Below are 24,526 nucleotides of genomic sequence, written 5' to 3'. Positions count from 1 at the left end.
CTCGCTCCCACAGGGGGTTCTGTTGTTCTTCAGACCGTAGCAGGTGCTTTTTCGATGTCGGTGTTCCTCGTCGCGGGGTTGAGCATCATCTGCGCCGCCTTCTCGGCAATCATCAGCGTCGGCGAGCAGGTGTTGCCCGAGGTGATGCGCGGCATGATCGAGGCATCGGCGATGCGCAGGCCCTTGATGCCGTGGACGCGCAGTTGCGCATCCACCACCGCGTCGCGATCCTGGCCCATGCGGCACGTGCCAACCGGGTGGAAAATCGTCGTGCCGATCCGGGCGGCGGCCTGGTGCAGTTCCTCTTCGGTTTGCAGGCTGGGGCCCGGCAGGTACTCCACCGGTTTGAACGCGCTCAGGGCCGGGGCCGCGACGATGCGGCGGGTCAGGCGGATGGCGTCGGCGGCGACCCGCAGGTCCTCGGGGTGGCTCAGGTAGTTGGGCTGGATCAGCGGCGCTTCATGTAAATCGGCGGAGCGGATGTCCACCCGACCACGGCTTTGCGGGCGCAGGTCGCAGACCGACGCGGTGAACGCCGGGAAGCTGTGCAGCGGTTCGCCGAAGCGTTCCAGGGACAGCGGCTGCACGTGGTATTCGAGGTTGGCCGAGGTCTGTTCCGGGCCCGAGCGGGCGAACGCGCCGAGTTGGCTGGGGGCCATGGACAGCGGGCCGCTGCGGTCGTACAGATAGCGTAGGCCCATGCCCATCTTGCCCCACAGGGTGCCGGCGATCTGGTTCAGGGTGCGGGCGTTTTCCAACTGGTAGATCAGCCGCAGTTGCAGGTGGTCCTGCAAGTTGCCGCCGACACCGGGCAGTTCATGGGTCACGCCGATGCCCAGGCGTTGCAGCAGGCTGCGTGGGCCGATCCCGGAACGTTGCAGGATCCCCGGCGACCCCACGGCCCCGGCGCACAGGACGATTTCCTTGCGGGCCTTGAAGGTCATGCCCTTGCCTTGCCAGCGCGCGCTGACGGCGTGGGCGCGGTCGTCACGCAGCAACACGCGGTCGACCTCGACGTCGGTCAACACCGTGAGGTTGGCGCGCTGGCGAACCGGCTTGAGAAACGCCTTGGCCGCGTTCCAGCGCACCCCGGCTTTCTGGTTGACCTGGAAGTAGCCACAGCCTTCATTGTCGCCGCCGTTGAAATCGTCGACGTTAGGGATGCCGCTCTGTTCGGCGGCACTGCGGAAGGCATCGAGAATCGGCCATGACAGGCGCTGGCGTTCGACCCGCCATTCGCCGCCGACGCCGTGAAATTCGGACGCGCCGGCAAAGTGGTTTTCGCTCTGGCGGAACAGCGGCAGCACGTCTTCCCAGGCCCAGCCGGGATTGCCCTCGGCGGCCCAGCCATCGTAGTCCGCAGCCTGGCCGCGCATGTAGATCATGCCGTTGATGGAGGAGCAACCGCCCAGGACCTTGCCGCGCGGGTAGCTCAGGGCCCGCCCTTGCAGGCCCGGTTGTGCTTCGGTCTTGAAGCACCAGTCGGTGCGTGGGTTGCCGATGCAGAATAGATAGCCGACCGGGATGTGAATCCACGGATAATTGTCGCGCCCGCCGGCTTCGAGCAGCAGCACCCGGTGTTGCGGGTTGGCCGAAAGCCGATTGGCCAGCAAGCACCCGGCAGGGCCGGCGCCCACGATCACGTAATCGTATTCATCGACGACAGGTTGCATTCGCGACCTCATTCTTGTTGTTGTGGGACCCATCCTAGTTGTTAGTTTTCGTCAAAAGAATGTTAGTTTTTGCGCAGTGGCTGTGCGTTTATAAACAGTCATGCCTTCAGGCGTGTTCAAGGATCGCTTCATGTTCGACTGGAATGACCTGCGCTACTTCCTGGAACTGCAACGCAGCGGGCGTTTGTTGACGGCTGCACGGCGCCTGAACACCACCCACGCCACGGTGGCCCGGCATATCGAGGCCATCGAGAAAAGCCTGGGCACCGCATTGTTCGTCCAGCATGCCCAGGGCTATGAACTGACCCCGGCGGGCGAGACGTTGCTCAAGCACGCCGAGGCCATGGAAAACGTGGCATTGCTGGCCCAGGAGGACATCACCCAGTCCAGTGCGCCCCTGGGCAAGATCCGCCTGGGAGTGACCGAAGGGCTGGGCATCATGTTCCTCGCCAGTCGCATGGATGGGTTGTTCCAGCGTTATCCGGGGCTGGAGGTGGAACTGGTGGCGGTGCCGCGCTTTGTCAGCATCCTCAACCGTGAGGCGGAAATCAGCATCCACCTCGAACGCCCGGCGGCCGACCTGCTGGTGACCCGCAAACTCACCGACTACAGCCTGGCGCTGTACGCCAGCCAGGCCTACCTGGACCGCTCGCCGGCGTTGCGCAGCCGCGAGGACCTGGCCCGCCACGCCTGGATCGGTTATGTCGATGACCTTTTGTTCAGCCAGGAACTGATGTTCCTCAACAGCTTTTGCCGCAACCCCCGGGTGGTGTTCCACAGTACCAGCGTCATCGCCCAGCAACAGGCCGCGCGCTCGGGCCTGGGGATCGCCGTGTTGCCGTGCTACATGGCCAGCGGTGACCCGACGCTGGTGCCGTTGCTGCCAGACGAAACCATTCGCCGCAGCTATTGGATCAGCACCCGCCGCGAACTGCACAAGTCCGTACGCCTGCGGGTGTTGTGGGATTACGTGGTGCAGTTGTGCGAGCGCGAGCAGGGGTTATTACTCCCCTGAGCAAGCGATGCCTTTGTGGCGAGCCGTTCTGTGGGGGCAAGGCTTGCCCGCGATGAGGAAACACACAGTCTATTTGAAACCGAGTCGCCTGCTTCGCGGGCAAGCCTTGCTCCCACAAATGAATCCCCTTGCCACAGAGTCATCGACTCTCCAGTGCTGGCCGCCCAAGCCCCCTTTTATGGCCCCCAATGACCTCAAGCCGATGCGGTGGCGTGCCTTAGTGTGGGAACTGCCAGACCCACCACAAGAAAGGCGCAACCGTTGCGCCACCAAGAGGGGCCTTATGTCGGCAATCACGCCTTCCTTCCTGCTTCGAACCGCTGCCGTCGTGTCGTTCGGCGCGTTGCTTGCCGCGTGTGGCGAAGAGTCCAAGCCGCCCGCGCCCACGGTATTCACGGCCATGCCCAGCGATGCGGCCCTGGCCCAGGTCTACGACAGCAGCTGCAAGCTCTGCCACGCCAACCCCGGTGCCGGGGCACCGCTGACCGGCGATACGAACGCCTGGGCCCCGCGGGTTGCCCAGGGCGCCGACACCCTGCTGGACCACGCGATCAACGGCTACAACGGCATGCCGCCGATGGGCCTGTGCATGCACTGTTCCGAGGAGCAGTTCCTGGCCTTGATCGCCTTCATGTCCGGTCAACACTTCCAATAATGAATACGGGTACTACGGCATGACGATGGATTACTCACGGCGTCGGTTGCTGCAACAGGCCGGCGTTGTTGCCGCCTTCACGGCACTGGGCAGCCAGGGCGCCCTGGCCGAGCTGATGCGTGCGCCGCGGTTGATCCCGTGGCGCAACTGGTCCGGTGCGCAGAGTTGCTTGCCGGCGGCGCGCCTGGCCCCCAAGGATCTCGATGAACTGGTGCAGGTGGTGCGCCGCGCCGAAGGGCGGATTCGTCCGGTGGGTTCCGGTCATTCCTTCAGCGCCCTGGTGCCCACCGATGGCACCTTGTTGTCGCTGAGTTTTTTCAGTGGCCTGCTGGATCACGACGAGGCCAGCCTGCAAGCCACGTTCGGTGGCGGCACGCCCATGTCACGCATGGGCCCGGCGCTCAAGGCCATCGGCCAGGCACTGCCGAACATGGCCGACGTGGATTACCAGACCCTGGCCGGTGCCATCGCCACTTCGACCCACGGCACCGGCAAGGCCTTTGGCTCCTACGCGTCCCAGGTCGTCGGCCTGCAACTGGTGACGGCCAGCGGCGAGGTCCTCGATTGCGATGCCCAGCATCATGCCGAAGTGTTCAAGGCTGGTCGGGTGTCCCTTGGCGCGCTGGGGCTGGTGACCCGCGTGCGCCTGCAGAACCGCGCCGCCTATCGCTTGCGCGAGCACCAGTGGGTGGCGAAAACCGAGGAGTTGCTCGAGGACGTGGATGCCAACACCCGGGACAACCAGCACTGGGAAATGCAAGTCGTTACCCATTCCGACTATGCGCTGTCGATCACCCTGAACGAGACCACGGATCCGGCCACGCCGCCGATCAGCCCCGAGGAGGAGGGCGGCAACGAGTTCGTTTCCCTGATCGAAAACCTCGACAAGTACGGCAGCGATTTTCCGGCGATCCGGCGAGCGTTGCTCAACAGCCTGCGGCTGGTGGCCGATTTCGATGACCGCGTCGGTGATTCCCATGACATCTACGCCAACGCCCGTAGCGTGCGCTTCAACGAGATGGAGTACTCAGTGCCGGCCGAACACGGCCCGGCGTGCCTGCGGGAGATCCTTGCACTGATCCGCGACAAGGACCTGCGCACCTGGTTTCCCATCGAATACCGCTACGTGAAGGCCGACGACATTGCCTTGAGCATGTTCGAAGGCCGGGACAGTTGCTCGATCTCCGTGCACCAGCACTACCAGATGGACCATCATAATTTCTTCGCCGCCATCGAGCCGATTTTCTGGAAGTACCAGGGCCGTCCGCACTGGGGGAAATTGCACTCTCTGAACGCCAAGGCCCTTCAGGCGCTGTACCCGCGCTGGACTGAATTCACCCAGGTGCGCCAGGCACTGGACCCTGGCGGCAAGTTCCTCAATGGGCATCTTTCATCGCTTCTGGGCTTGAGCTGAAGCAAGCACCTGTGGGAGCGAGCTGGCTCGCGATGGCGGTGCATCAGTCGACATTCATGCAAACTGATCCATTGCTATCGCGAGCAAGCTCGCTCCCACAATTGTTTTGGGGTGTTCATAAGGATCTGTATTCCCCTGCACATCTGCTGTGGGAGCGAGCCTGCTCGCGAAGCAGCGACTCGGTCAAAACGCAAACGGGATACTGATCTTGGCCCAGAGCATTTCCCCTTCCGGGCGATTCTCCACGTCGAACTCCTTGGCCCAGCGGATCTCGGCGCTGGCGTATTTGAGGAAGGTCAGGTGCAGTGCCGGGCCAATGGCAAAGACCTGGCCGCGTACGCCATCGTCCACGTCTTGCCCGGCGAATTGCACGGTGCGGCCATACTGTTTGTCGTCAGTGGTCTGCTTGAGGTAGTAGCCGTTGAGCCCCAGCCTCAAGTTGTCGGTCACGCGGTAGCTGACGGAGTAATCGAAGTGGAAAATCTGCCCCGAACGGTAGTCGGTGTCCTTGTTCTTGCGGTTGAAGCTGTAGGTGCTTTTCATCGACACCTCGGTGTCTTCCGTGGGCAACCAGGTGAAGGAAAACAGTGGCTTGTAGGTGTAGAAATTGTTGCTGGTGTTGGCCAGTCGATCGGTGCTGTATTCGCCGGTCGGTACGGTGATTTCCACCGCCGCGGCCAGGGTCAGGTTTTTGCCCATGTCCCAGAGCACGATGGGCGAAATGGTCGTGTCGCCCATGCCCTCGCGGGTGTCGTGCAGGCCGAACACCGAAACTTCCTGCTTGATCCAGGGTTGGGCGATGTAGATCCCCGCGCGCCCACCGGCCACCCGCAACGGGCTCAGGTAATCGATGCGCGGGACCACTGCCGTGGATTCGATTTCGACATCCGGCAGTTCGCCGCCCAATGAACTGATGTTGAATTTCCGGGCCTTGTAATGGTTGTAGTAGAGGTTGAACGCGACCATGTGGTCCGGAAGGCTGTCGACCTCCAGCGGCAACACAAAAAAGCCGTCGGTGCCAGGGCCGATGTTGTCCACCCCCGATTCGGTCGCCAGGGCGGGCAGGGCACCGCCGCAGGCCAGGCCGAGGGTCAGTTGCAAGGCGAATGTCGTGCGGGTCGGGTTCATGAAGGGGCTCATTATTATTGTTGGAAATGCACCGGAGGTCCGAGTCATACAAATAAGCCCTTCGCCGCCGACAGGGCAGGGTATTGGCGGCCATACAGGGGACTTGGGCGGCCAGATTTTTATGCCCCTCTATCCAGCGGCTCATGCTAACTTTATGAAATAACCGGTTACAAAAACGCCACCTAACGTGCTCCGGAATCCGCCCCATGCAGATGAAAGTCATCGATCCCACCTATGAATTGGCGCTGGTATCGCCATTTCTGCTGCAAACCCTGGCCGAGGTGGTGGCGGACAAGGGCTTCGATGCCGCCAGCCTGTGTCGCGGCCTGGGGTTCGACCTCGATGACCTGCAAGATCCGGCCCAGCGCATTTCCTACCGCCAGGCCGTGATCATGATTCAACGTTCGCTCAAGCTGTTGCCCGACCAGGGCCTGGGGCTGTGGGTGGGTGATCGCAACGTGCTTGGCACCCTCGGCCTGCTGGGCCACGTCTTGTCGTTGTGCGAAACCCTGCGCGATGCCTTCGCCCTGGGGGTTCGTTACCAGCACACCACCGGCGGCATCGCAGTGACCCGCGTCGAAGAAGCCACTGACCGAATCAGGGTCGAGGCCACTTGCCGCCTGCCTTTCGCCGAGATCCAGGTGTTTGCCGTGGAAGAGTTCTTCGCCAGCCTGATGGTCTATGGCCGGGCGCTGGCCAGTCCCGATTTCAAGCCCCTGGCCGTGGAGTTCATGCACGCCGCTCCGTCCTATGCCCAGGAGTATCAGCGGATATTGGGACCGGAGGTGCGCTTCGGTTGCCGGCACAATCGCATGTTGATCGATGTGCGCTGGCTGGATATGCGCCTGCCCAATCATCACCCGCTGGCCCTGCGCCAGGCATTGGCCTTGCTGGAGCAGGAGGCCTGCGAGGTCCACCAGAAGATCGACCTGATCCAGACCGTGGAACGGGCCATTGCCCGGGACCTGACCCGTGGCAGCCACATCGAGAAAATCGCCGGCGATCTCAACATGAGCAGCCGCACCCTGCGTCGGCGCCTGACCGAACACAACCTGACCTTCGAGACCTTGCTCGAACAAGTGCGCCGCGGCCGCACCCTGAACCTGCTGGCCAACCCCGAGCTGTCCATCGAGCGCATCACCGAAGAAGTCGGTTACAGCGATGTGCGCAGTTTCCGCCGGGCGTTCCGGCGCTGGACCGGCATGAGCCCGAGCGCGTTTCGCAACGAGGGGCAAACGTTGTAGCCACGACATTCAGGCTGGGTCTGATTAAACTCCTGCCTTTTTTGAGGGGCTCATTGCGCAGCCTGGGCCTTGATTCCATGAGTCAAACGATGAAAACGGTACGCTGGGGCATGATCGGGTGTGGCAGCGTGACGGAACGCAAGAGTGGGCCGGCTTTCTACAAGGCGCCCGGTTCAGCGCTGGTAGCGGTGATGGGGCGACGTCTGGAGGCCGTGTCCGATTATGCTGGACGCCACGGCATCGCCAGGTTCTACACCGACGCGCAGTCCCTGATCGATGATCCCGAAGTCGATGCGGTTTACATTGCGACGCCGCCCGACAGTCATTTGAGCTATAGCCTGCTGGTGGCTGCCGCAGGCAAACATTGCTGCGTCGAGAAACCCATGTCCCTCAATGTCGCGCAGAGCCGGGAAATGCAGCGCGTATTCAACACCGCAGGGGTGCAGCTGTTTGTGTCGTACTACCGGCGCTCGCTGCCGCGTTTTCGCAAAGTGCGGCAATGGATCGAGCAAGGATGCATCGGTGACATCCGGCATTTGACCTGGACCCTGACTAAGCCCGCGTCATCGGCGGATATCAGCGGTGCGACCAATTGGCGTACTGATCCGGCGATTGCGGGCGGAGGTTATTTCACGGACCTGGCCTGCCATGGCCTTGACCTGTTCCAGTTCCTGTTGGGGGACATCGTCGAGGTGACAGGCTTCGCCGCTCGCCAGAACGGTTTGTATCAGGCAGAAGATGCGGTCGTGGCCAATTGGCGTTTTGCCTGCGGGGCCACAGGCATGGGCTGTTGGAACTTCGTCGCTGACCGACGTGAGGACCGTGTGGAAGTGATTGGCAGTCAAGGGCGGATCAGCTTCTCGGTGTTCGATGAGGCGCCGCTGCAACTGTGTACGGACACCTCCGTCAGCCTCGACATCCCTCATCATCCTGAGCATATCCAGTGGCACCATGTACTCGGCATGAATGCCCATATCCGTGGTGAGTCGAAGCATCCCGCCGTGGCCGAAGAGGCCTTGAAGACCGACTGGGTGATGGACCGCATTCTCCAGCGCCGTTGAGACGAGCCCGCGCGGGCATAACCTAATGCTCAAAGAGTATTTCCCAAGCGTCGGACGGTTTCCCTAAGATCACGTCATAACTCGTTATGACAAGTGATAAGGGCCATGTCCGACAACGTTCTTTCCCTCAACAGCGTACCGCTGCACACGCAACTGCGAGACGTGCTGCGTGCGCGGATTCTCGACGGTGAATACCCCCAGGGCGGGCAGATGCCCTCGGAAAGCGAGCTCGGCGTGTTGTTTCGCGTCAGCCGCATCACCGTGCGCCAGGCCTTGGGCGATCTGCAAAAGGAAGGCCTGATTTTCAAGATCCACGGCAAAGGCACGTTCGTGGCCAAGCCCAAGACCTTCCAGAACGTCAGCACTCTCCAGGGCCTGGCCGAGTCCATGACCGGGCGCGGTTTCGAGGTGATCAACCGCTTGCTCAGTTTCAAATTCATCGCGGCCGACAAACAGGTGGCCGAGCGCCTGAAGTTGATGGAAGGGGACACGGTGGCGCAGATCAAACGGGTGCGTTTGATCAACCGCGAGCCGGTTTCCCTGGAGATCACCTACCTGCCCAAGGCCCTGGGTGAACGGCTGGAAAAGGCCGACCTGGTCACTCGCGACATTTTTCTGATCCTGGAAAACGACTGCGCCTTGACCTTGGGCCATGCCGACCTGGCCATCGATGCGGTGCTGGCCGACAGCGACCTGACCCAGGCGCTGGAGGTCGAACCAGGCTCGCCCATCATGCGCATCGAGCGCCTGACCCATGACGCCAGCGGTCAGCCCCTGGACTTCGAACACCTCTATTACCGTGGCGATGCCTTCCAGTACCGCTTGCGGATCGACCGGCAAAAAGGGACGCAGCTCCATGACTAGAAGCACCCTGGAACAGGAATACGACATTGTCGTCATCGGCGGTGGCACGGCCGGGCCCATGGCGGCGATCAAGGCCAAGGAACGCAACCGTGACTTGCGCGTGTTGCTGGTGGACAAGGCCAACGTCAAGCGCAGCGGTGCCATCAGCATGGGCATGGACGGCTTGAACAACGCCATCATCCCCGGCCATTCCACGCCCGAGCAGTACACCAAGGAAATCACCATCGCCAACGACGGCATCGTCAACCAGGCGGCGGTGTACGCCTATGCCACCCACAGCTTCGAAACCATCGAGCAACTGGACCGCTGGGGCGTGAAGTTCGAGAAGGATGAAACCGGCGACTACGCGGTGAAAAAGGTCCATCACATGGGCGCTTATGTGCTGCCGATGCCGGAAGGGCACGACATCAAGAAGGTGCTTTATCGCCAACTGAAACGGGCGCGAGTGAGCATCACCAATCGGCTGGTCTGCACGCGGTTGCTGACCGACGAAGCGGGCGCGGTGAACGGCGTGATGGGCTTCGATTGCCGCACCGCCGACTTTCATGTGATCAAGGCCAAGGCCGTGATTCTCTGCTGCGGCGCGGCGGGGCGCCTGGGCTTGCCGGCCTCCGGCTACCTGATGGGCACGTATGAAAACCCGACCAATGCCGGCGACGGTTATGCCATGGCCTATCACGCCGGTGCCGAACTGGCGAACCTGGAGTGCTTCCAGATCAACCCGTTGATCAAGGACTACAACGGCCCGGCGTGCGCTTACGTCACCGGTCCCCTGGGCGGCTACACCGCCAACAACAAGGGCGAGCGCTTCATCGAGTGCGACTACTGGAGCGGGCAGATGATGTGGGAGTTCCATCAGGAACTCGAAGGTGGCAATGGCCCGGTGTTCCTCAAGCTAGATCATCTGGCCGAGGAGACCATCCAGAACATCGAAGAGATCCTGCACAGCAACGAACGGCCGAGTCGCGGTCAGTTCCATGCCAACCGCGGCACCGACTACCGCACGCAGATGGTGGAAATGCACATCTCCGAGATCGGTTTTTGCAGCGGCCATTCGGCGTCGGGCGTGTGGGTCAACGAGCGGGCCGAGACCTCGGTCAAGGGCCTGTACTCGGCCGGCGACATGGCGGCAGTGCCGCACAACTACATGCTCGGTGCGTTCACCTACGGCTGGTTTGCTGGCAACAACGCTGCGGATTTCGTCGCCGGCAAGGATTTCTCGGCGCTGGATGCCGGGCAGATCGAGCGGGAGAGGGCACGTGTCTACGCACCGCTGGACCGCGAGCACGGCCTGCCGCCGGCCCAGGTGGAGTACAAGCTGCGTCGCTTCGTCAACGATTACCTGCAACCGCCGAAAGTCACCAAGAAAATGCAGATCGGCCTGCAACGCTTCAGCGATATCCAGCGCGACCTGGACCAGCTCAAGGCCCATAACCCTCATGAGCTGATGCGCGCCATGGAAGTCAGCGTGATCCGCGACTGCGCCGAAATGGCCGCCCGTGCCTCGCTGTTTCGCGCCGAAAGCCGTTGGGGCCTGTACCACTATCGGGTCGATCATCCACAACGCAACGACAGCGACTGGTTCTGCCATTGCCATTTGAAGAAGGGCGATGACGGCGCGATGACTTCATTCAAGAAAGCCGTCGAACCCTACGTCATCGCCCTCGATGCCGACGAACTGCAGGCCTACGACCGGTTGCGGGTCGGTGCCGACGCGGCGTGAACCGTCCACCCAGAGAGAACGCCCATGGCCTATCAACCCCAGGAAATCTTTTTCCGCTCCAATGCCCCCGTCACCGTGGACGAGGACAAATGCATCGCTCACAAGGGTTGCACGGTTTGCGTCGATGTCTGCCCCATGGACCTGCTGGCGATCAACCCGGCGACCCAGAAGGCCTACATGGCGTTCGACGAATGCTGGTACTGCATGCCCTGTGAAAAGGACTGCCCGACGGGGGCGGTGAAAGTGGAGATTCCGTATCTGTTGCGCTGACTGACAAGACGTCATCGCGAGCAAGCTCGCTCCCACAGTGGGTCGAAGCCGGTCGCAGATCTTATGTACACCGATAAACCTGTGGGAGCGAGCTTGCTCGCGATGAGGCCCACCCAAACACCACAAAAGCCATCCGGCCACCCCCGGACGCCACATTCAGAACACCCCTCGTTTCCCACCGCGCCCTGATCGTGGCGGAGACGACATCCAATAAATGATTCGAGGGGACACACCCATGCTATTGCGTGCAGCACTCGCCGGTCTGGTACTGGCTTCATTGACCCTGCCTGCCCAGGCAGAAACCATCCGTATCGCCATCGGCACCCAGGACACCACCATCAACTGCGCCGCCGGCGGGTTGTTGATCCGGGAGCTGGGCCTGCTGGATAAATACCTGCCCCATGACGGCGCCTACAAGGACGCCCGATACGATATCCAGTGGAAGAACTTCACCAGCGGCGCGCCGCTGACCAACGAGATGGTCGCCGGCAAACTCGACTTCGGCGCCATGGCCGATTTCCCTGGCGCGTTCAACGGCGTGGCGTTCGAAACCGCCGGCAAACACAGCCTGTTCATCAGCGTGCTGTCGGGCAGCACCCAGGGCAGCGGCAACGGCATCGTGGTGCCCAGTGCGTCGGGCGTGCAGTCCCTGGCCGAGCTCAAGGGCAAGACCATTTCCGTGCCGTTCGCCTCCACCGCCCACGGCATGTTGTTGCGCGCCGTCGCCGCCCAGGGCTGGGATCCGCTCAAGGATGTGAACATCATTGCCCAGCCGCCGGAAGTCGCCGGCTCGGCGCTGCAAGCCGGCAAGATCGACGCCCACGCCGACTTCGTGCCGTTCGCCGAACTGTTCCCCAGCCGGGGCTTCGCCCGCAAGATCTACGACGGCGCCCAGGCCAACACACCGACGTTCCACGGCGCGCTGGTGGACCAGGCCTATGCCAAGCAGTACCCGGAAATCGTCGTCGCCTACCTGCGCGCCACCATCGAGGCCAATCAACTGCTGGCCGCCGAGCCGGAGAAGTACAGCGAGCTGATCGCCAAGGTCACCGGGGTGGATGCCGAGGTCAATTACCTGTTTCACGGGCCGCTGGGGGTGCAGACCCGCGACCTGACCTGGAAACCGGAATACCGCCAGGCCGTCGGCACCGCCATCGACACCCTCAAGCTGCTGAAAAAGGCTGATCGCGGCCTGGACCTCAATACCTTCATCGATGACCAGTACATCCGCGCCGCCTTCAAGGCGTCGAACCTGGACTACACCGCGCAACTGGCTAACTACGCCCAGACCCCGCTGGGCAGCAGCGATGCGTCGACCGGCCAGGCAATCGCCGACGCCCGCCACGTGGCCGAGATCTGGGTACGCGGCGAGCCGAAAGTGCGCCATTACGCCTCGGCCCAATCGGCCTTCGCCGCGCTGGCGAGCCTCAAGCAGGAAGGCAAGGGCATCCGCGCCGTCTATGCCCAGGCCAGCGACAGCGGAATCAAGCTGCTGGCCGAACAGGCGTGGTTCGCCAGTGATGCCAAGGGCCAGCTCAGTGCGTTCCTGCTCAAGGGCCAGGCCCAGCAATTTGCCACGGCCCAGGGCGGAAAAGTCTTCGACTTCAGCGAGGCCACCACCCAGGCCGTTGCCGCCCGCTGATTTCGGCCAATGACCTGTGGGAGCGAGCTTGCTCGCGATAGCGGCGTGTCAGTCACATCCATTCAACTGATCTGACGCTATCGCGAGCAAGCTCGCTCCCACAGGGGTACACATCAGAGGATCAATTCGTGTCCCCATTATCCAAGCGCTGGCTCCTGCGAGCCGCTTCACTGCTGCTCTGCCTGTTGTTCTGGCAACTCGCTGCAACCGGCCACTGGAACCTCGGCCTGGTGACCTTCGCCAACGTCCCGACGCCACTGGCAGTGATCCAGGCGGCGCTGGGCCTGGGAGAGTCGGGCAACCTCGGCCGGCACCTGGGCAGCAGCCTGGGCCGGGTCTTTGCCGGTTATGGCGCGGCGCTGTTGATCGGCGTGGCGCTGGGCCTGGCCATCGGCCGTTCGAAATGGGCCGAAGACCTGTTACTGCCGCCATTGGAAGTGCTGCGGCCGATCCCGGCGGTGGCCTGGATTCCCCTGGCGATCCTGATGTTCCCTTCGTCGGAACTGTCGATGGTGTTCATCACCTTCACCGGCGCGCTGTTCCCGATCCTGCTCAACACCGTACACGGCGTCGAAGGCGTGGACCGGCGTTTGATCGCCTCGGCGAAAAGCCTCGGGGCCGGACGCGGGGCGATCCTGTTGGAGGTGATTCTGCCGGGCGCCGCGCCGAGCATCATCACCGGCCTGGCCATCGGCATGGGCACGTCCTGGTTCTGCCTGGTGACGGCGGAAATGATCGCCGGCCAGTACGGCATCGGCTACTACACCTGGGCCTCCTACACCGTGCAGAACTACGCCGACATCGTCGTCGGCATGTTGCTGATCGGTGTGTTGGGCATGGGCAGCAGCCTGTTGATCAAACGCCTGGGCGGGCTGTTCACGCCTTGGCATCGGCCACGAGGAAAAGCCTGATGAGCATGATGCAAACACCCGAAGGACGGATCGATATCCGTCAGTTGTCCATTGTCCTTGGCGAGGGAGCCCAGGCCTTCGAAGCGGTCCAGGGGCTCGATTGCCAGATCGAGGCGGGCCAGTTCGTCTGTGTCCTCGGGCCGTCCGGCTGCGGCAAGTCCACCTTGCTCGGGGCCTTGGCCGGGCATCTGCAACCGCGCTCCGGCAGCTTGAATGTCGACGGCTTGAACGTTTCCGGCCCGTCGCCCCAACGCGGCATGGTGTTCCAGCAACACACGCTGTTTCCCTGGCGCAGCGTGCGCGACAACGTCGCCTTCGGCCTGAAGATGCGTGGCCTGAGCAAGGCCGAACGGCACCGGGCCGCCGATGAGATCCTTGCGCTGGTGGGCCTGGAAGGGTTTGCCGGGCACTGGCCGGATCAACTTTCTGGGGGCATGCAGCAACGGGTGGAAATCGCCCGGGTGCTGGTCAACCGTCCACGGCTGCTGCTGATGGACGAACCCTTCGGCGCGCTCGATGCCCTGACCCGGTTGAATATGCAGGAGCTGCTGCTGGACATCTGGACCCGCATTCGCACCACCGTGGTGTTCGTCACCCACGACATCGACGAGGCGCTGTTCCTGGCCGATCGCTTGCTGGTGATGAGCCCGCGTCCGGGGCGGATCATCGAAGACCTGCGCCTGGACTTCCCACGGCCACGCACGACCGAACTGGTCACCCGCCCTGAATTCTCCCGCTTGAAGCGCCACTGCCTCGACCTGCTGCGCCATGAGGATGGCCGGCAGTTGCCGCGCCTCAATCCCCTCGGGCTTCCCCCTGAAACCTCCTTGCCGCGATTTGCCCTATGACCTCTCTATTCGAAAACACCGACAACGACGACATCCTTGCCCTGCAACCACGCCTGACTGACGAGGATCCGGGCGTGCGTCGCATCGCCCTGATCGAACTGGCCGACCTTGAGGAGCCTGAAGGCCTGCTGTGGCTGGTGGACCGTCTGGCTGAAGATCCCAGTGCCGACGTGCGAGCCGAAGCCGCGCGATTGCTTGAAGCCTGGGAGGATGCGCCGGTGGTGACGGCCTTGTGCGAGGCCCTGACCGATTCGTCGCCAAGTGTGCAGGCCGCTGCCGCCCAGAGCCTGAGCCTGCTCAAGAGCGAGGCGGCGGGAAGGGTGATCCTGCCCTGGACGGCACATGCCGAGGCCGGTGTGCGCGTCGCGGCGTTCAGGGCCTTGCGCGAGTTGCGTCTGCTTGAGGCAGCACCGGCGGCAAGCGTTGCCCTGGCTGACGGCGATGCCAGCGTGCGCCGCGAGGCGGTTGGCGTGCTGGGCTGGCTCAAACACCTCGACGCCTTGCCGGCCCTGGCCCGGTTGGCCAGTGATGATCCGGATACGGAGGTGCGCCGCGCGGCCACTGGCGCCCTTGGCCTGGCTTCGGACGCGCAAGTCTTGCCGGCGCTGCGCCAGGCCCTCCGGGATCCGGCCTGGGCGGTGCGCGAAGAGGCCGCCACTACCTTGGGCAAGGTCGGTCACGCCGATGCCGGTCCGGCCCTGGTCGAAGCCTTGGATGACGATTATTGGCAAGTGCGCTTGCGGGCCACTCGCAGCCTCGGTCGCTTGCGTTACGCCCCGGCGTTGGCGGCCTTGATCGAAACCCTGGGCCATCGCATCAGCAACTTGCGCAAGGAAGCGGCCCTGGCCTTGGGAGAGTTGAACGAACCAGGCGCAATCCCGGCGTTGCAGGCGGCCCAGGACGATGGCGACCCCGAAGTGCGCAAAGCCGTACGCATTGCCTTGGGGCAACTGCAATGAGCCCGCTGGCGCTGGGCAACTCCCAAGGCAAAGGTCAATTGCGCCTGGACTGGCCCGACGGCCGCGAGCAACGCCTGGACCATGCCACCCTGCGCCAGCACTGCCCATGCTCGCGGTGCCGGGCGCTGCGCCTGCAAGGGCTGACCGTCCAGGTCGATCCGCGGATCCGGGTGGTGGCAGTCAACCCACAGGGCTACGGGGTGCAACTGGTCTTCAGTGATGGACATGAGCGGGGGATTTACCCGTGGGCCTACCTGGCGGGGCTTGAGCACCGACACACTTGAGGAAAAGTGATGAAACCTGTGGCGAGGGAGCTTGCTCCCGCTGGGCTGCGCAGCAGCCCCAAATCATTCAACACAGTGCATTGTGTAAATAGGAGGTAGGTGTCACGGCTGCTGCGCAGCCGAGCGGGAGCAAGCTCCCTCGCCACACTGACTTGTACAGGCAAGCTGTGAACTGACTGGCGGCGCTTGTCAGAAAAATCCCGAAAGAGTACAAATGTACTCCATGACGACTCTCACCCCCCGCCGCACCGCCATCCTGACGTTCATCCGCGAACGCATCGCCGATCAGGGTCAGCCTCCCAGCCTCGCTGAAATCAGCGAGGCGTTCGGTTTCGCCTCCCGTAGCGTGGCGCGCAAGCATGTGCTGGCGTTGACCGAGGCCGGCTTCATCGAAGTCAATCCGCACCAGGCCCGGGGCATCCGGCTGTTGAACCAGCCGCCACGGCCTGAACTGCTGGACGTGCCGGTGCTGGGGCGGGTGGCGGCTGGCGTGCCGATCGGCGCCGACGCCGAGGTTCACAGCCGCCTGATGCTGGACCCGGCGATTTTCACCAAGGCGCCGGATTACCTGCTGCGGGTCCAGGGTGATTCGATGATCGAGGACGGCATTCTCGACGGTGACCTGGTGGGCGTGCAGCGCACACCCCAGGCCTCCAACGGCCAGATCGTCGTGGCGCGCCTGGACGGTGAAGTCACCATCAAGCGCTTCGAGCGCATTGGCGAGCGGGTGCGGTTGCTGCCGCGCAACCCGGCCTACCAGCCGATCATCGTCGAGGCCGACCAGGACCTGGCGATAGAGGGGGTGTTCTGTGGCTTGGTGAGGCAAGGTTGATGGGCGCTGTCGTTGCGCTGGACACGCTGTTCAACGGCGGCCAGGTCTGGAAGGGCCGGCCTGCGCCGCCGGCCGTCAGTGCGCAACCCACTGGCCATGCAGCACTGGATACGGCGTTGCCCAGTGGCGGCTGGCCGGAGGCGGCCTTGACGGAACTGCTCATCGCCGCGCCGGGCGTGGGTGAGTTGCAATTGGTGTGGCCGACCCTGGCGCGGCTGTCGGCAGCGGGGGAACGGATCGTGCTGGTGGCGCCGCCGTTCGTGCCTTATCCCCAGGCCTGGCAGAACGCCGGCATCGACCTGCGCCAGTTGTCGGTGATCCGCGCCGATGAACGCGATGCCCTGTGGGCCACCGAACAATGCCTGCGTTCGGGCAGTTGTGGCGCGGTGCTGTGTTGGCCCCGCCAGGCGGACGACCGGGCCTTGCGGCGCTTGCAAGTGGCGGCGGAAACCGGCCAGGCCCTGGCGTTCGCCTGGCGCTCGATCCAGGAAGCCATCAACCCGTCGCCGGCGGCGCTGCGCATTGCCATCGATACCCGGCCTGCGCAGTTGCGCGTGCTCAAGTGCCGGGGCGGGCTGGCCCGGTCGGCGCCGATTGCCTTTGCCACGCTCGCCCCACAAACCGGGCATTGAGGTTGCGATGCGCTGGGTCTGTATTCTCTTCCCGCAATTGGCGCTGGACGCCGCGCTGCGTCAGCGCCCCGATCCCGACCAGCCCCTGGCATTGCTGACCGGCCCGGCCCAGCGTCGGGTGCTGCAAGCGGTGAACGCGCCGGCACGGGCCCTGGGCTTGCGGCCCGGCCAGACCATGACCGCCGCCCAGGCCTTGAGCAAAGGCTTTGCCACCGCGGAATACGACGCGGCGCAGATCGAACATTGGCAGCAGTTCCTGGCAGCCTGGGCCTACCGTTTCAGCGCCCAGGTCAGCGTGCATTATCCGCGTACGCTGCTGTTCGAGATCGAGTCGAGCCTGGGCCTGTTCGGACCCTGGCCGGTGTTCGAGACGCGCTTGCGAGCCGAGCTGACCGAGCTGGGCTTTCGTCATCGCATCGTCGCCGCTCCGAACCCAGTGGCGGCACGGGTGTTGGCCAATGCCTATGACGCCTTGGTGGTGCCCGATGCCGAGACCTTGCAACAGTACCTGGGACACATGCCCGTGGAGCGAATCGGCCTGGAACCCGACGTCGCCACGGCGCTGTCGCGCATGGGCCTGCGGCGCCTGAGCCAGGTCCAGGCCTTGCCCCGGCAGACCCTGGCACGGCGCTTCGAGGCCCAGGTGCTCAAGCACCTCGACGCGTTGACGGGCCATCGCACCCTGGCGCTGTCGTTCTACCTGCCACCGGACCGTTTCGATGTGCGCATCGAGCTCAACTATGACGTGCAATCCCATCAGGCGCTGTTGTTCCCGTTGCGCCGCCTGACCGGTGACCTGTCGGCCTTCCTCTGCGGACGCGACAGCGGCGTGCAGCGCTTCGACTTGCACCTGGAGCACGCCGGGTTGCCGGATACCGTGATCAAGGTCGGCCTGCTCAGTGCCGAACGGGCCCCGGCGATGCTCTTCGAACTGGCCCGCGGTCGCTTGGAGCAGGTGCAGGTCGAGGCTCCGGTGCGGGGCTTTCGCTTGTGTGCCGAAGACCTGCCGAGTTTCGTGCCCCAGCGCCTGGAGCTGTTCGACGAACGCCCCCAACAATCATTGCCCTGGGAGCAACTGCGCGAACGCCTGCGCGCCCGGCTGGGGGATGACGCCGTGCAGGGCCTGGGGTTTCGCGACGACCATCGGCCTGAGTGCGCCTGGCAGATGACGTCCCAACCCCGATCCCAGACTTGTCCGGTGCGCGACGGCGTGCAGCGTCCCGGCTGGCTGCTGGAGGAGCCCCAGGCATTGGCGCAAGGTCAGGCGCACATCCTCATGGGCCCCGAGCGCATCGAGACCGGTTGGTGGGACGGCGCGGATGTGCGCCGTGACTATTACCTGATCGAAACCCGCAGCGGACAACGTGGCTGGGCCTATCGACCGGTGGGCGAGGGCGGGCCGCTGTGGCTGCAGGGCTGGTTCGCATGAGCGTTGAGTATGCCGAGCTGCATTGCCTGTCGAACTTCAGCTTCCAGCGCGGCGCCTCCAGTGCCCTGGAGTTGTGCCGTCGCGCCAAGCAGCAGGGCTACCAGGCCCTGGCGATCACGGACGAATGCACCCTGGCCGGGATCGTCCGGGCCTGGCAGGCGGCCAAAGAGTTGGCGCTACCACTGATCGTCGGCAGCGAGATCCAGGTCGAGAACGGTCCGAAACTGGTGTTGCTGGTGGAAAACCTGGACGGTTATCAAACCTTGTGCCGGTTGATCACCCGCGCCCGGCGTCGCAGCGAGAAGGGCCACTACCGCATCGTGCGAGAGGATTTCGACCAACCCTTGCCGGGACTGCTGGCGTTGTGGATAGCCGAGGGCAAAGACGCCGAGGAACATGGGCGTTGGCTCCAGCCGATCTTTGCCGGGAGCCTGTGGCTGACGGTCCAGTTGCATTGCGCACAGGACGACCGCCGTCGGTTGGCAGACTCGTTGGCGCTGGCCGAGCGCCTGGCGCTTCCGGCCGTGGCCAGCGGCGATGTGCACATGCACGCGCGCGGTCGTCGCGCCTTGCAGGACACCATGACCGCCATCCGTCACCACGTCACGGTGGCCGAGGCCGGCCAGCGCTTGCACCCCAACGGCGAGCGCCACCTGCGCAGTCGCGAGGATCTGGCCGATCTCTACCCGCAGGCCTTGCTCGATGAAACCCTGAACATCGCCCGACGCTGCACCTTCGACCTCGGCCAGTTGCGCTATCAATACCCCCGCGAGCTGGTGCCCGAGGGGCATGATCCGGCGTCCTGGCTGCGGGAACTGACCGAGCGCGGCATGCGCGAGCGGTGGAAGGACGGCGTGACAGACAAGGTGCGGGCGCAGATCGACAAGGAACTGAGCCTGATCGCCGAGTTGGGCTATGACAGCTATTTCCTCACCGTGCAGGACATCGTCAGTTTTGCCCGCAGCCGCCATATCCTTTGCCAGGGGCGCGGTTCGGCGGCCAACTCGGCGGTGTGCTACGCCTTGGGCATCACCGAAATCGACCCCAGCCTCACCAGCCTGTTGTTCGAACGCTTCCTGTCCCGGGAGCGCAACGAGCCGCCGGACATCGACGTCGACTTCGAACACGACCGTCGCGAGGAAGTGCTGCAATACGTGTTCCAGCGCTACGGTCGGCATCGTGCGGCCTTGACGGCAGTGGTCAGCAGTTACCACGGCGCCGGGGCGGTACGCGATGTGGCCAAGGCCTTGGGCTTGCCGCCGGATCAGGTCAATGCCCTGGCCGATTGCTGTGGGCGCTGGAGCGACGAGGCGCCGCCGGTTGAGCGTTTGCGTGAAGGCGGCTTCGATCCGGACAGCCCGGTGTTGCGTCGGGTCCTGAGCCTGACCCGGCAATTGATCGGCTTTCCCCGGCACTTATCCCAGCACCCCGGCGGTTTCGTGATTTCCGAACAGCCCCTGGACACCTTGGTGCCGGTGGAAAACGCCGCCATGGCCGAGCGCACCATCATCCAGTGGGACAAGGACGACCTGGACGCGGTCGGGCTGCTCAAGGTGGACATCCTGGCCTTGGGCATGCTCAGCGCGATCCGCCGCTGTTTCGACTTGATCGAGCAGTACCGGGGGCAGCGTTATGCCCTGGCGTCGCTGCCCCAGAACGATCGGGCTACCTACGAAATGATCAGTCGCGCCGACACCATCGGTGTCTTCCAGATCGAGTCCCGGGCGCAGATGTCGATGTTGCCTCGGCTGAGACCCAAGACGTTCTACGACTTGGTCATCGAAGTGGCGATCGTGCGGCCCGGGCCGATCCAGGGTGGGATGGTGCATCCGTACCTGCGGCGCAGAAACAACGAAGAGGTGGTGACTTATCCCTCTGACGCGTTGAAAGGAGTGCTCAACCGCACCCTGGGTGTGCCCTTGTTCCAGGAGCAGGTCATGCAGATCGCCATCGTCGCGGCCGATTACACCCCGGGAGAAGCCGACCAGTTGCGGCGTTCCATGGCTGCCTGGAAACGTCACGGCGGGTTGGAGCCCCATCGGGAACGCCTGGCGCAGGGGATGAAGAAAAACGGCTACACCGCTGAATTCGCCGCGCAAATCTTCGAACAGATCAAAGGCTTCGGCAATTACGGTTTCCCCGAGTCCCACGCCGCCAGTTTCGCCTTGCTGACCTACGCCAGCAGTTGGCTCAAATGCCACGAACCGGCGGCATTCGCCTGTGCCCTGATCAACAGCTGGCCGATGGGCTTCTACAGCCCGGACCAGATCCTCCAGGATGCCCGCCGGCATCAACTGTCGATCCATCCGGTGGACGCGCGCGCCAGCGATTGGGATTGCAGCCTCGAGCCCATGGACGGCCGGCAACCGGCGATCCGCCTGGGGTTGCGCCTGGTCAAGGGCTTTCGCGAAGAGGATGCCCAGCGTATCGAAGCGGCGCGTCGGCATCGGCCTTTCAGCGATGTGGCCGACCTGGGCGAGCGCGCGCAACTCGATGCCCGGGCCCTGGCGCAACTGGCCGACGCGGGGGCCTTGCAGGGCTTGGCCGGGGATCGCCATCGGGCCCGCTGGGAAGTGGCCGGAGTGCAGAAGCAACTGGGTTTGTTCGCCAGTTTGCCCAGCCAGGAAGAACCGCCCGTGGCGCTGCCCGAACCCACACTGGGGGAAAACCTGTTTGCCGATTACGCCACGCTGGGCACGACACTGGGCCCTCATCCGCTGGCCCTGCTGCGTCCCGAACTGCGCGCCCGGCGCTGCCGCAGCTCCCGGGAATTGCAGGACGTGGAGCATGGCCGCAATGTCAGCGTCGCCGGGCTGGTCACCGGCCGCCAACGCCCGGGCACGGCCAGCGGCGTGACCTTCGTCACCCTGGAAGATGAGTTCGGCAACCTCAACGTGGTGGTCTGGCGCGACCTGGCCGAGCGTCAACGCAAGACCCTGGTGGGCTCGCAATTGCTCAGGGTCGACGGCCGCTGGGAAAGCGTCGGCGAGGTCCGCCACTTGATCGCCGGGCGCTTGAGCGACCTGACTGAATTGCTGGCGGGTATCCAAGTGCAGAGCCGCGATTTCCACTGAGCCCCAGCAACACCGCCGTTTTTGTGGCGAGGGAGCTTGCTCCCGCTGGGCTGCGTAGCAGCCCCCCAAAAAAATGGTTTACGCAATCCATCAGGCACACCGCGTCAGCCGGTTTACGACGGCTGCGCCGCCGAGCGGGAGCAAGCTCCCTCGCCACAGGATTGTGCGCAAACCGATCACCATGAAACCAAACGCCAACCTGGCGCTCGAAGCTCTGATCGCAAGGGATTTGTGTCTGTTGATTCCCTGCAGGCATTTTGAGGTTCAGAGTCGACCATGGAGTTTCTATCCCAGAATCACGGCTGCCCTGGGTGGGGTGGTGAGATGGCCGGGCGTATCCAGGCGTTCGATTGGAGCCGAACCGAGTTGGGCGCCATCGAGCACTGGTCCGCCAGCTTGCGCAGCGCTGTCCAATTGTTGCTGGCTTCGCCCCTGCCGATGGTGATGTTGTGGGGCCGCCAGGGCTTCATGATTTACAACGATGCCTATGCCGAGTTCGCCGGCGGCCGGCATCCCTACTTGCTGGGGTGCGCGGTGGAGTTGGGGTGGCCGGAGGTTGCCGAATTCAATCGCCATGTGCTGGACGTCTGTCTGGCCGGCGGCACCTTGTCCTACCGCAGCAAAGAGCTGGTCCTGCTGCGCGATGGCAAGCCTGAAGACGTGTGGATGGACCTCTACTACAGCCCGGTGCCCGATGATGACCAGTCCCCGGGGGGCGTGCTGGCGATTGTGGTGGAAACCACGGAGCACGTATTGACCGAGCGCGCCCGGCAAGAGGCCGAACGCAGTTACCGCGCGGTCAATGAACGCATCCAGCTGGCGCTCTCGGCCGGGCCCTTGCTGGGGTCGTTCGTCTGGGACATCCAGGCCGACACGCTGTCGGGCGATGAGCGTTTTGCCCGCACCTTCAACTACCCACCCGACTGTCCGCTGGACGCACTGCCCATCGAGATTGCCCGCGAGGGCATCCACCCGGACGACCTTGAAGAGGTCAACCAGCGGGTCGAACTGACCGTGCGCACAGGCACGCCCTACAGCGCCGAGTATCGGGTCCGCCGCCTGGGCGGTGACTACCGGTGGGTACTGGCCAGCGGTCGCTGCGAGTTCGACAGGACAGGCCGGCCCCTGCGGTTTCCGGGAGTGCTGATTGATATCGACGAGCGCAAGACGGCCGAAGCTTCGCTGCTCAAATTCACCCGCGACCTGGAGCAGCGTGTCGCCAACGAGGTGCAGGCGCGGCTGGCAGCGGAAGAGCAGTTGCGCCAGTCGCAGAAGCTCGAGGCCATTGGCGGCCTCACCGGTGGCGTGGCCCATGACTTCAACAACTTGCTGCAAGTGATCGCCGGCAACCTGCACTTGCTGGCCCGCCACGAACGGGACAACGCCAATGTGCAACGGCGGGTCAGTGCCTCCATCGAAGCCGTGGAGCGGGGCGCCAAGTTGTCATCGCAACTGCTGGCTTTTGCCCGGCGCCAGCCATTGTCACCGGCGGTCTACAACCCTCGGCGCATCTACGAGGGCATGGGTGAACTGCTGCAACGGGCCTTGGGCGAAACCATCCTGATTGAAGTGAGCCTGCCCCAGGAACCCTGGCGCATCCATGTCGATCGCAATCAGCTGGAAAATGCCCTGTTGAACCTGGCGATCAATGCGCGTGATGCCATGCGGGGCGAGGGCACCATCCATCTGATCGGCGAGAACATCGTGCTCGATGAGGCGTTTTGCGCCGGCAAGGGGATTGCGGCCGGCGACTATGTCCGGCTGTCGGTGATCGATTGCGGTGCCGGCATGCCGCCCGACGTCCTGAAGCAGGTGTTCGAACCGTTTTTCACCACCAAGACCGATGGCCAGGGCACCGGGCTTGGATTGAGCATGGTGTTCGGGTTCGTCAAGCAGAGTGGCGGCCATATCGAGATCGCCAGTGACCTGGGCGAAGGCACGCGGGTGCGGATGTATTTCCCTCGAAGCCTCGCGCCCGAAGCAGGGGAAATCGAGCAACATGATGCGCTTCATTCCGGCCGGCAAGAGACGATCCTGGTGGTGGAGGACAACGCCCAGGTGCGCAGCGCGTCGGTGGAACTGCTGGAACAGTCCGGCTACAAGACCCTCACGGCCGCCAACGGCGATGAGGCGATGAAGCTGCTGCTGGATGGCACCCCGGTGGACCTGATCTTCACTGACGTAGTCATGCCCGGCCTGATCAAGAGTTCCGACCTGGCCGCCTGGGCCAAGGTGCAGACACCGCCGGTCCCCGTGCTGTTCACCTCGGGGCACACCCGGGACATCATCTCCCGCAACCATCAATTGAGCCCCGATACCCATTTGTTGAGCAAGCCCTACGGTCCGGACGCACTGGCCCGGATGGTGAGGAGCGTGCTGGGCGGTTGATCGCGGCGTCTTAAACAAATGGAACCGAAGCCGTCGCGTCACCTTCGAATGTTCAAGACCGGTCATCCATCCGGCCCTGTCATGAACGAGGTGCCCATGAACGACGATCCCGCAAACACTCAGCAACAAGGCCAGGGGCAGACGCCATCCCCGCGTAACGATCCGGCCATCGATCCCCAGGTCCCGGGCAAGCCTTCGAGTGCCGAGCCCGTCAGTCCTGCCGGAGCGGACCAGGCTGACAGCGCCGCCACTGAGGTCGACCAGAAGCAGCATCATCAGGACAACGACAACACCTTCAGCCCCGGCTTCAAGCCTGACCCGGACCGTCCGAAATCCGGTGACGATACGGATGCTGACATCGACACCGATGGGGGCTAGACACACCACCGCATCATGGTGGTGAATGCAAAACGCATGAACACCCACAATGGTCCTGTAGTGAATGCAGAACTCATGAGCATCCACAATCCCTGTGGGAGC

General features: G+C 63.7%; 21 protein-coding genes. 19 read left to right on the top strand and 2 right to left on the bottom strand.

The genetic code is table 11. The annotated features are described in order from the left end of the window. Window positions 1–29: 29 nt before the first annotated feature. The gene (locus J4E53_RS21625) at window positions 30–1,673 is read right to left on the bottom strand and encodes a GMC family oxidoreductase (RefSeq protein WP_103309161.1); all 1,644 of its coding nucleotides are present in this window, start codon (window positions 1,671–1,673) and stop codon (window positions 30–32) included. A gap of 130 nt (window positions 1,674–1,803) precedes the next feature. On the opposite strand from J4E53_RS21625, the gene J4E53_RS21620 reads away from it, so the two are divergent. The 3 genes from J4E53_RS21620 to J4E53_RS21610 all read left to right on the top strand — a co-directional run bounded on the left by J4E53_RS21620 (window position 1,804) and on the right by J4E53_RS21610 (window position 4,757). Next, entirely contained in the window at window positions 1,804–2,688 is an 885-nt protein-coding gene (locus J4E53_RS21620) for a LysR family transcriptional regulator (RefSeq protein WP_053123328.1), read from the top strand. A gap of 283 nt (window positions 2,689–2,971) precedes the next feature. Then, window positions 2,972–3,343 (top strand): cytochrome c5 family protein, encoded by a 372-nt coding sequence (locus tag J4E53_RS21615; protein ID WP_103309159.1) that lies wholly within the window; start codon window positions 2,972–2,974, stop codon window positions 3,341–3,343. Between the two features lie 115 nt (window positions 3,344–3,458). Then, window positions 3,459–4,757 (top strand): D-arabinono-1,4-lactone oxidase, encoded by a 1,299-nt coding sequence (locus J4E53_RS21610; RefSeq protein WP_177431716.1) that lies wholly within the window; start codon window positions 3,459–3,461, stop codon window positions 4,755–4,757. A gap of 183 nt (window positions 4,758–4,940) precedes the next feature. Here the strand turns inward: J4E53_RS21610 and J4E53_RS21605 are convergent, their stop codons facing one another. Further along, on the bottom strand, window positions 4,941–5,885 hold the full coding sequence (locus J4E53_RS21605; RefSeq protein ID WP_060741494.1) for a transporter: 945 nt from the start codon (window positions 5,883–5,885) through the stop codon (window positions 4,941–4,943). Between the two features lie 206 nt (window positions 5,886–6,091). Between J4E53_RS21605 and J4E53_RS21600 the strand changes: the two genes are divergently transcribed. The 16 genes from J4E53_RS21600 (at window position 6,092) to J4E53_RS21525 (ending at window position 24,424) form a co-directional block, all read left to right on the top strand. Continuing rightward, window positions 6,092–7,129: an AraC family transcriptional regulator gene (locus J4E53_RS21600; protein ID WP_103309155.1), complete on the top strand. Its 1,038-nt coding sequence runs from the start codon at window positions 6,092–6,094 to the stop codon at window positions 7,127–7,129. Between the two features lie 89 nt (window positions 7,130–7,218). Next, the gene (locus J4E53_RS21595) at window positions 7,219–8,190 is read left to right on the top strand and encodes a Gfo/Idh/MocA family protein (protein ID WP_103309153.1); all 972 of its coding nucleotides are present in this window, start codon (window positions 7,219–7,221) and stop codon (window positions 8,188–8,190) included. A 105-nt stretch (window positions 8,191–8,295) separates the two neighbouring features. Next, window positions 8,296–9,054, top strand: a complete 759-nt coding sequence (locus J4E53_RS21590; RefSeq protein ID WP_103309151.1) for a GntR family transcriptional regulator — start codon at window positions 8,296–8,298, stop codon at window positions 9,052–9,054. After that, on the top strand, window positions 9,047–10,777 hold the full coding sequence (locus J4E53_RS21585) for a fumarate reductase/succinate dehydrogenase flavoprotein subunit (protein WP_060741498.1): 1,731 nt from the start codon (window positions 9,047–9,049) through the stop codon (window positions 10,775–10,777). Before J4E53_RS21590 ends, J4E53_RS21585 begins: the two co-directional genes overlap by 8 nt. A 24-nt stretch (window positions 10,778–10,801) precedes the next feature. After that, window positions 10,802–11,047 carry a ferredoxin family protein gene (locus J4E53_RS21580; RefSeq protein ID WP_003180418.1) on the top strand — a complete coding sequence of 82 codons (246 nt, stop codon included), beginning with the start codon at window positions 10,802–10,804 and terminating at the stop codon, window positions 11,045–11,047. Between the two features lie 235 nt (window positions 11,048–11,282). Continuing rightward, window positions 11,283–12,689, top strand: coding sequence for an ABC transporter substrate-binding protein (locus J4E53_RS21575; RefSeq protein ID WP_103309149.1), 1,407 nt, complete (start codon window positions 11,283–11,285; stop codon window positions 12,687–12,689). A 128-nt stretch (window positions 12,690–12,817) separates the two neighbouring features. Then, the gene (locus tag J4E53_RS21570; RefSeq protein WP_060741500.1) at window positions 12,818–13,600 is read left to right on the top strand and encodes an ABC transporter permease; all 783 of its coding nucleotides are present in this window, start codon (window positions 12,818–12,820) and stop codon (window positions 13,598–13,600) included. After that, window positions 13,600–14,448 (top strand): ABC transporter ATP-binding protein, encoded by an 849-nt coding sequence (locus J4E53_RS21565; RefSeq protein ID WP_103309147.1) that lies wholly within the window; start codon window positions 13,600–13,602, stop codon window positions 14,446–14,448. Before J4E53_RS21570 ends, J4E53_RS21565 begins: the two co-directional genes overlap by 1 nt. After that, entirely contained in the window at window positions 14,445–15,407 is a 963-nt protein-coding gene (locus J4E53_RS21560) for a HEAT repeat domain-containing protein (RefSeq protein WP_103309146.1), read from the top strand. The genes J4E53_RS21565 and J4E53_RS21560 overlap by 4 nt, the downstream gene beginning before the upstream one ends. Continuing rightward, window positions 15,404–15,691, top strand: coding sequence for a DUF971 domain-containing protein (locus tag J4E53_RS21555; protein ID WP_103309144.1), 288 nt, complete (start codon window positions 15,404–15,406; stop codon window positions 15,689–15,691). Before J4E53_RS21560 ends, J4E53_RS21555 begins: the two co-directional genes overlap by 4 nt. Before the next feature lie 214 nt (window positions 15,692–15,905). Beyond that, complete coding sequence (gene lexA, locus J4E53_RS21550; RefSeq protein WP_060741504.1) at window positions 15,906–16,523, top strand: transcriptional repressor LexA; 618 nt, start codon at window positions 15,906–15,908, stop codon at window positions 16,521–16,523. After that, window positions 16,523–17,155, top strand: coding sequence for a translesion DNA synthesis-associated protein ImuA (imuA, locus tag J4E53_RS21545; protein ID WP_103309143.1), 633 nt, complete (start codon window positions 16,523–16,525; stop codon window positions 17,153–17,155). The genes lexA and imuA overlap by 1 nt, the downstream gene beginning before the upstream one ends. A gap of 7 nt (window positions 17,156–17,162) precedes the next feature. Further along, window positions 17,163–18,584, top strand: coding sequence for a DNA polymerase Y family protein (locus J4E53_RS21540; RefSeq protein ID WP_103309141.1), 1,422 nt, complete (start codon window positions 17,163–17,165; stop codon window positions 18,582–18,584). After that, entirely contained in the window at window positions 18,560–21,658 is a 3,099-nt protein-coding gene (locus J4E53_RS21535; protein ID WP_207268186.1) for an error-prone DNA polymerase, read from the top strand. Before J4E53_RS21540 ends, J4E53_RS21535 begins: the two co-directional genes overlap by 25 nt. Before the next feature lie 276 nt (window positions 21,659–21,934). Continuing rightward, window positions 21,935–24,046 (top strand): PAS domain-containing sensor histidine kinase, encoded by a 2,112-nt coding sequence (locus J4E53_RS21530; RefSeq protein ID WP_103309138.1) that lies wholly within the window; start codon window positions 21,935–21,937, stop codon window positions 24,044–24,046. A 96-nt stretch (window positions 24,047–24,142) separates the two neighbouring features. Next, window positions 24,143–24,424: a hypothetical protein gene (locus J4E53_RS21525; RefSeq protein ID WP_060743166.1), complete on the top strand. Its 282-nt coding sequence runs from the start codon at window positions 24,143–24,145 to the stop codon at window positions 24,422–24,424. Window positions 24,425–24,526 lie beyond the last annotated feature (102 nt).

Origin of the sequence: Pseudomonas sp. FW305-28, from assembly GCF_017351395.1 — a bacterium.
In the GTDB taxonomy this organism is placed as follows: domain Bacteria; phylum Pseudomonadota; class Gammaproteobacteria; order Pseudomonadales; family Pseudomonadaceae; genus Aquipseudomonas; species Aquipseudomonas fluorescens_AA.
Note: the sequence above shows the minus strand (reverse complement) of the source record. Positions and strands in the feature narration are given on the sequence as shown.

Bases quoted from the DNA above. Each gene is read 5' to 3' on its own strand.
- J4E53_RS21625 (WP_103309161.1), bottom strand. From the start codon at position 1,673: ATGCAACCTGTCGTCGATGAATACGATTACGTGATCGTGGGCGCCGGC.
- J4E53_RS21620 (WP_053123328.1), top strand. From the start codon at position 1,804: ATGTTCGACTGGAATGACCTGCGCTACTTCCTGGAACTGCAACGCAGC.
- J4E53_RS21615 (WP_103309159.1), top strand. From the start codon at position 2,972: ATGTCGGCAATCACGCCTTCCTTCCTGCTTCGAACCGCTGCCGTCGTG.
- J4E53_RS21610 (WP_177431716.1), top strand. From the start codon at position 3,459: ATGCGTGCGCCGCGGTTGATCCCGTGGCGCAACTGGTCCGGTGCGCAG.
- J4E53_RS21605 (WP_060741494.1), bottom strand. From the start codon at position 5,885: ATGAACCCGACCCGCACGACATTCGCCTTGCAACTGACCCTCGGCCTG.
- J4E53_RS21600 (WP_103309155.1), top strand. From the start codon at position 6,092: ATGCAGATGAAAGTCATCGATCCCACCTATGAATTGGCGCTGGTATCG.
- J4E53_RS21595 (WP_103309153.1), top strand. From the start codon at position 7,219: ATGAAAACGGTACGCTGGGGCATGATCGGGTGTGGCAGCGTGACGGAA.
- J4E53_RS21590 (WP_103309151.1), top strand. From the start codon at position 8,296: ATGTCCGACAACGTTCTTTCCCTCAACAGCGTACCGCTGCACACGCAA.
- J4E53_RS21585 (WP_060741498.1), top strand. From the start codon at position 9,047: ATGACTAGAAGCACCCTGGAACAGGAATACGACATTGTCGTCATCGGC.
- J4E53_RS21580 (WP_003180418.1), top strand. From the start codon at position 10,802: ATGGCCTATCAACCCCAGGAAATCTTTTTCCGCTCCAATGCCCCCGTC.
- J4E53_RS21575 (WP_103309149.1), top strand. From the start codon at position 11,283: ATGCTATTGCGTGCAGCACTCGCCGGTCTGGTACTGGCTTCATTGACC.
- J4E53_RS21565 (WP_103309147.1), top strand. From the start codon at position 13,600: ATGAGCATGATGCAAACACCCGAAGGACGGATCGATATCCGTCAGTTG.
- J4E53_RS21560 (WP_103309146.1), top strand. From the start codon at position 14,445: ATGACCTCTCTATTCGAAAACACCGACAACGACGACATCCTTGCCCTG.
- J4E53_RS21555 (WP_103309144.1), top strand. From the start codon at position 15,404: ATGAGCCCGCTGGCGCTGGGCAACTCCCAAGGCAAAGGTCAATTGCGC.
- lexA (WP_060741504.1), top strand. From the start codon at position 15,906: ATGTACTCCATGACGACTCTCACCCCCCGCCGCACCGCCATCCTGACG.
- imuA (WP_103309143.1), top strand. From the start codon at position 16,523: ATGGGCGCTGTCGTTGCGCTGGACACGCTGTTCAACGGCGGCCAGGTC.
- J4E53_RS21540 (WP_103309141.1), top strand. From the start codon at position 17,163: ATGCGCTGGGTCTGTATTCTCTTCCCGCAATTGGCGCTGGACGCCGCG.
- J4E53_RS21530 (WP_103309138.1), top strand. From the start codon at position 21,935: ATGGAGTTTCTATCCCAGAATCACGGCTGCCCTGGGTGGGGTGGTGAG.
- J4E53_RS21525 (WP_060743166.1), top strand. From the start codon at position 24,143: ATGAACGACGATCCCGCAAACACTCAGCAACAAGGCCAGGGGCAGACG.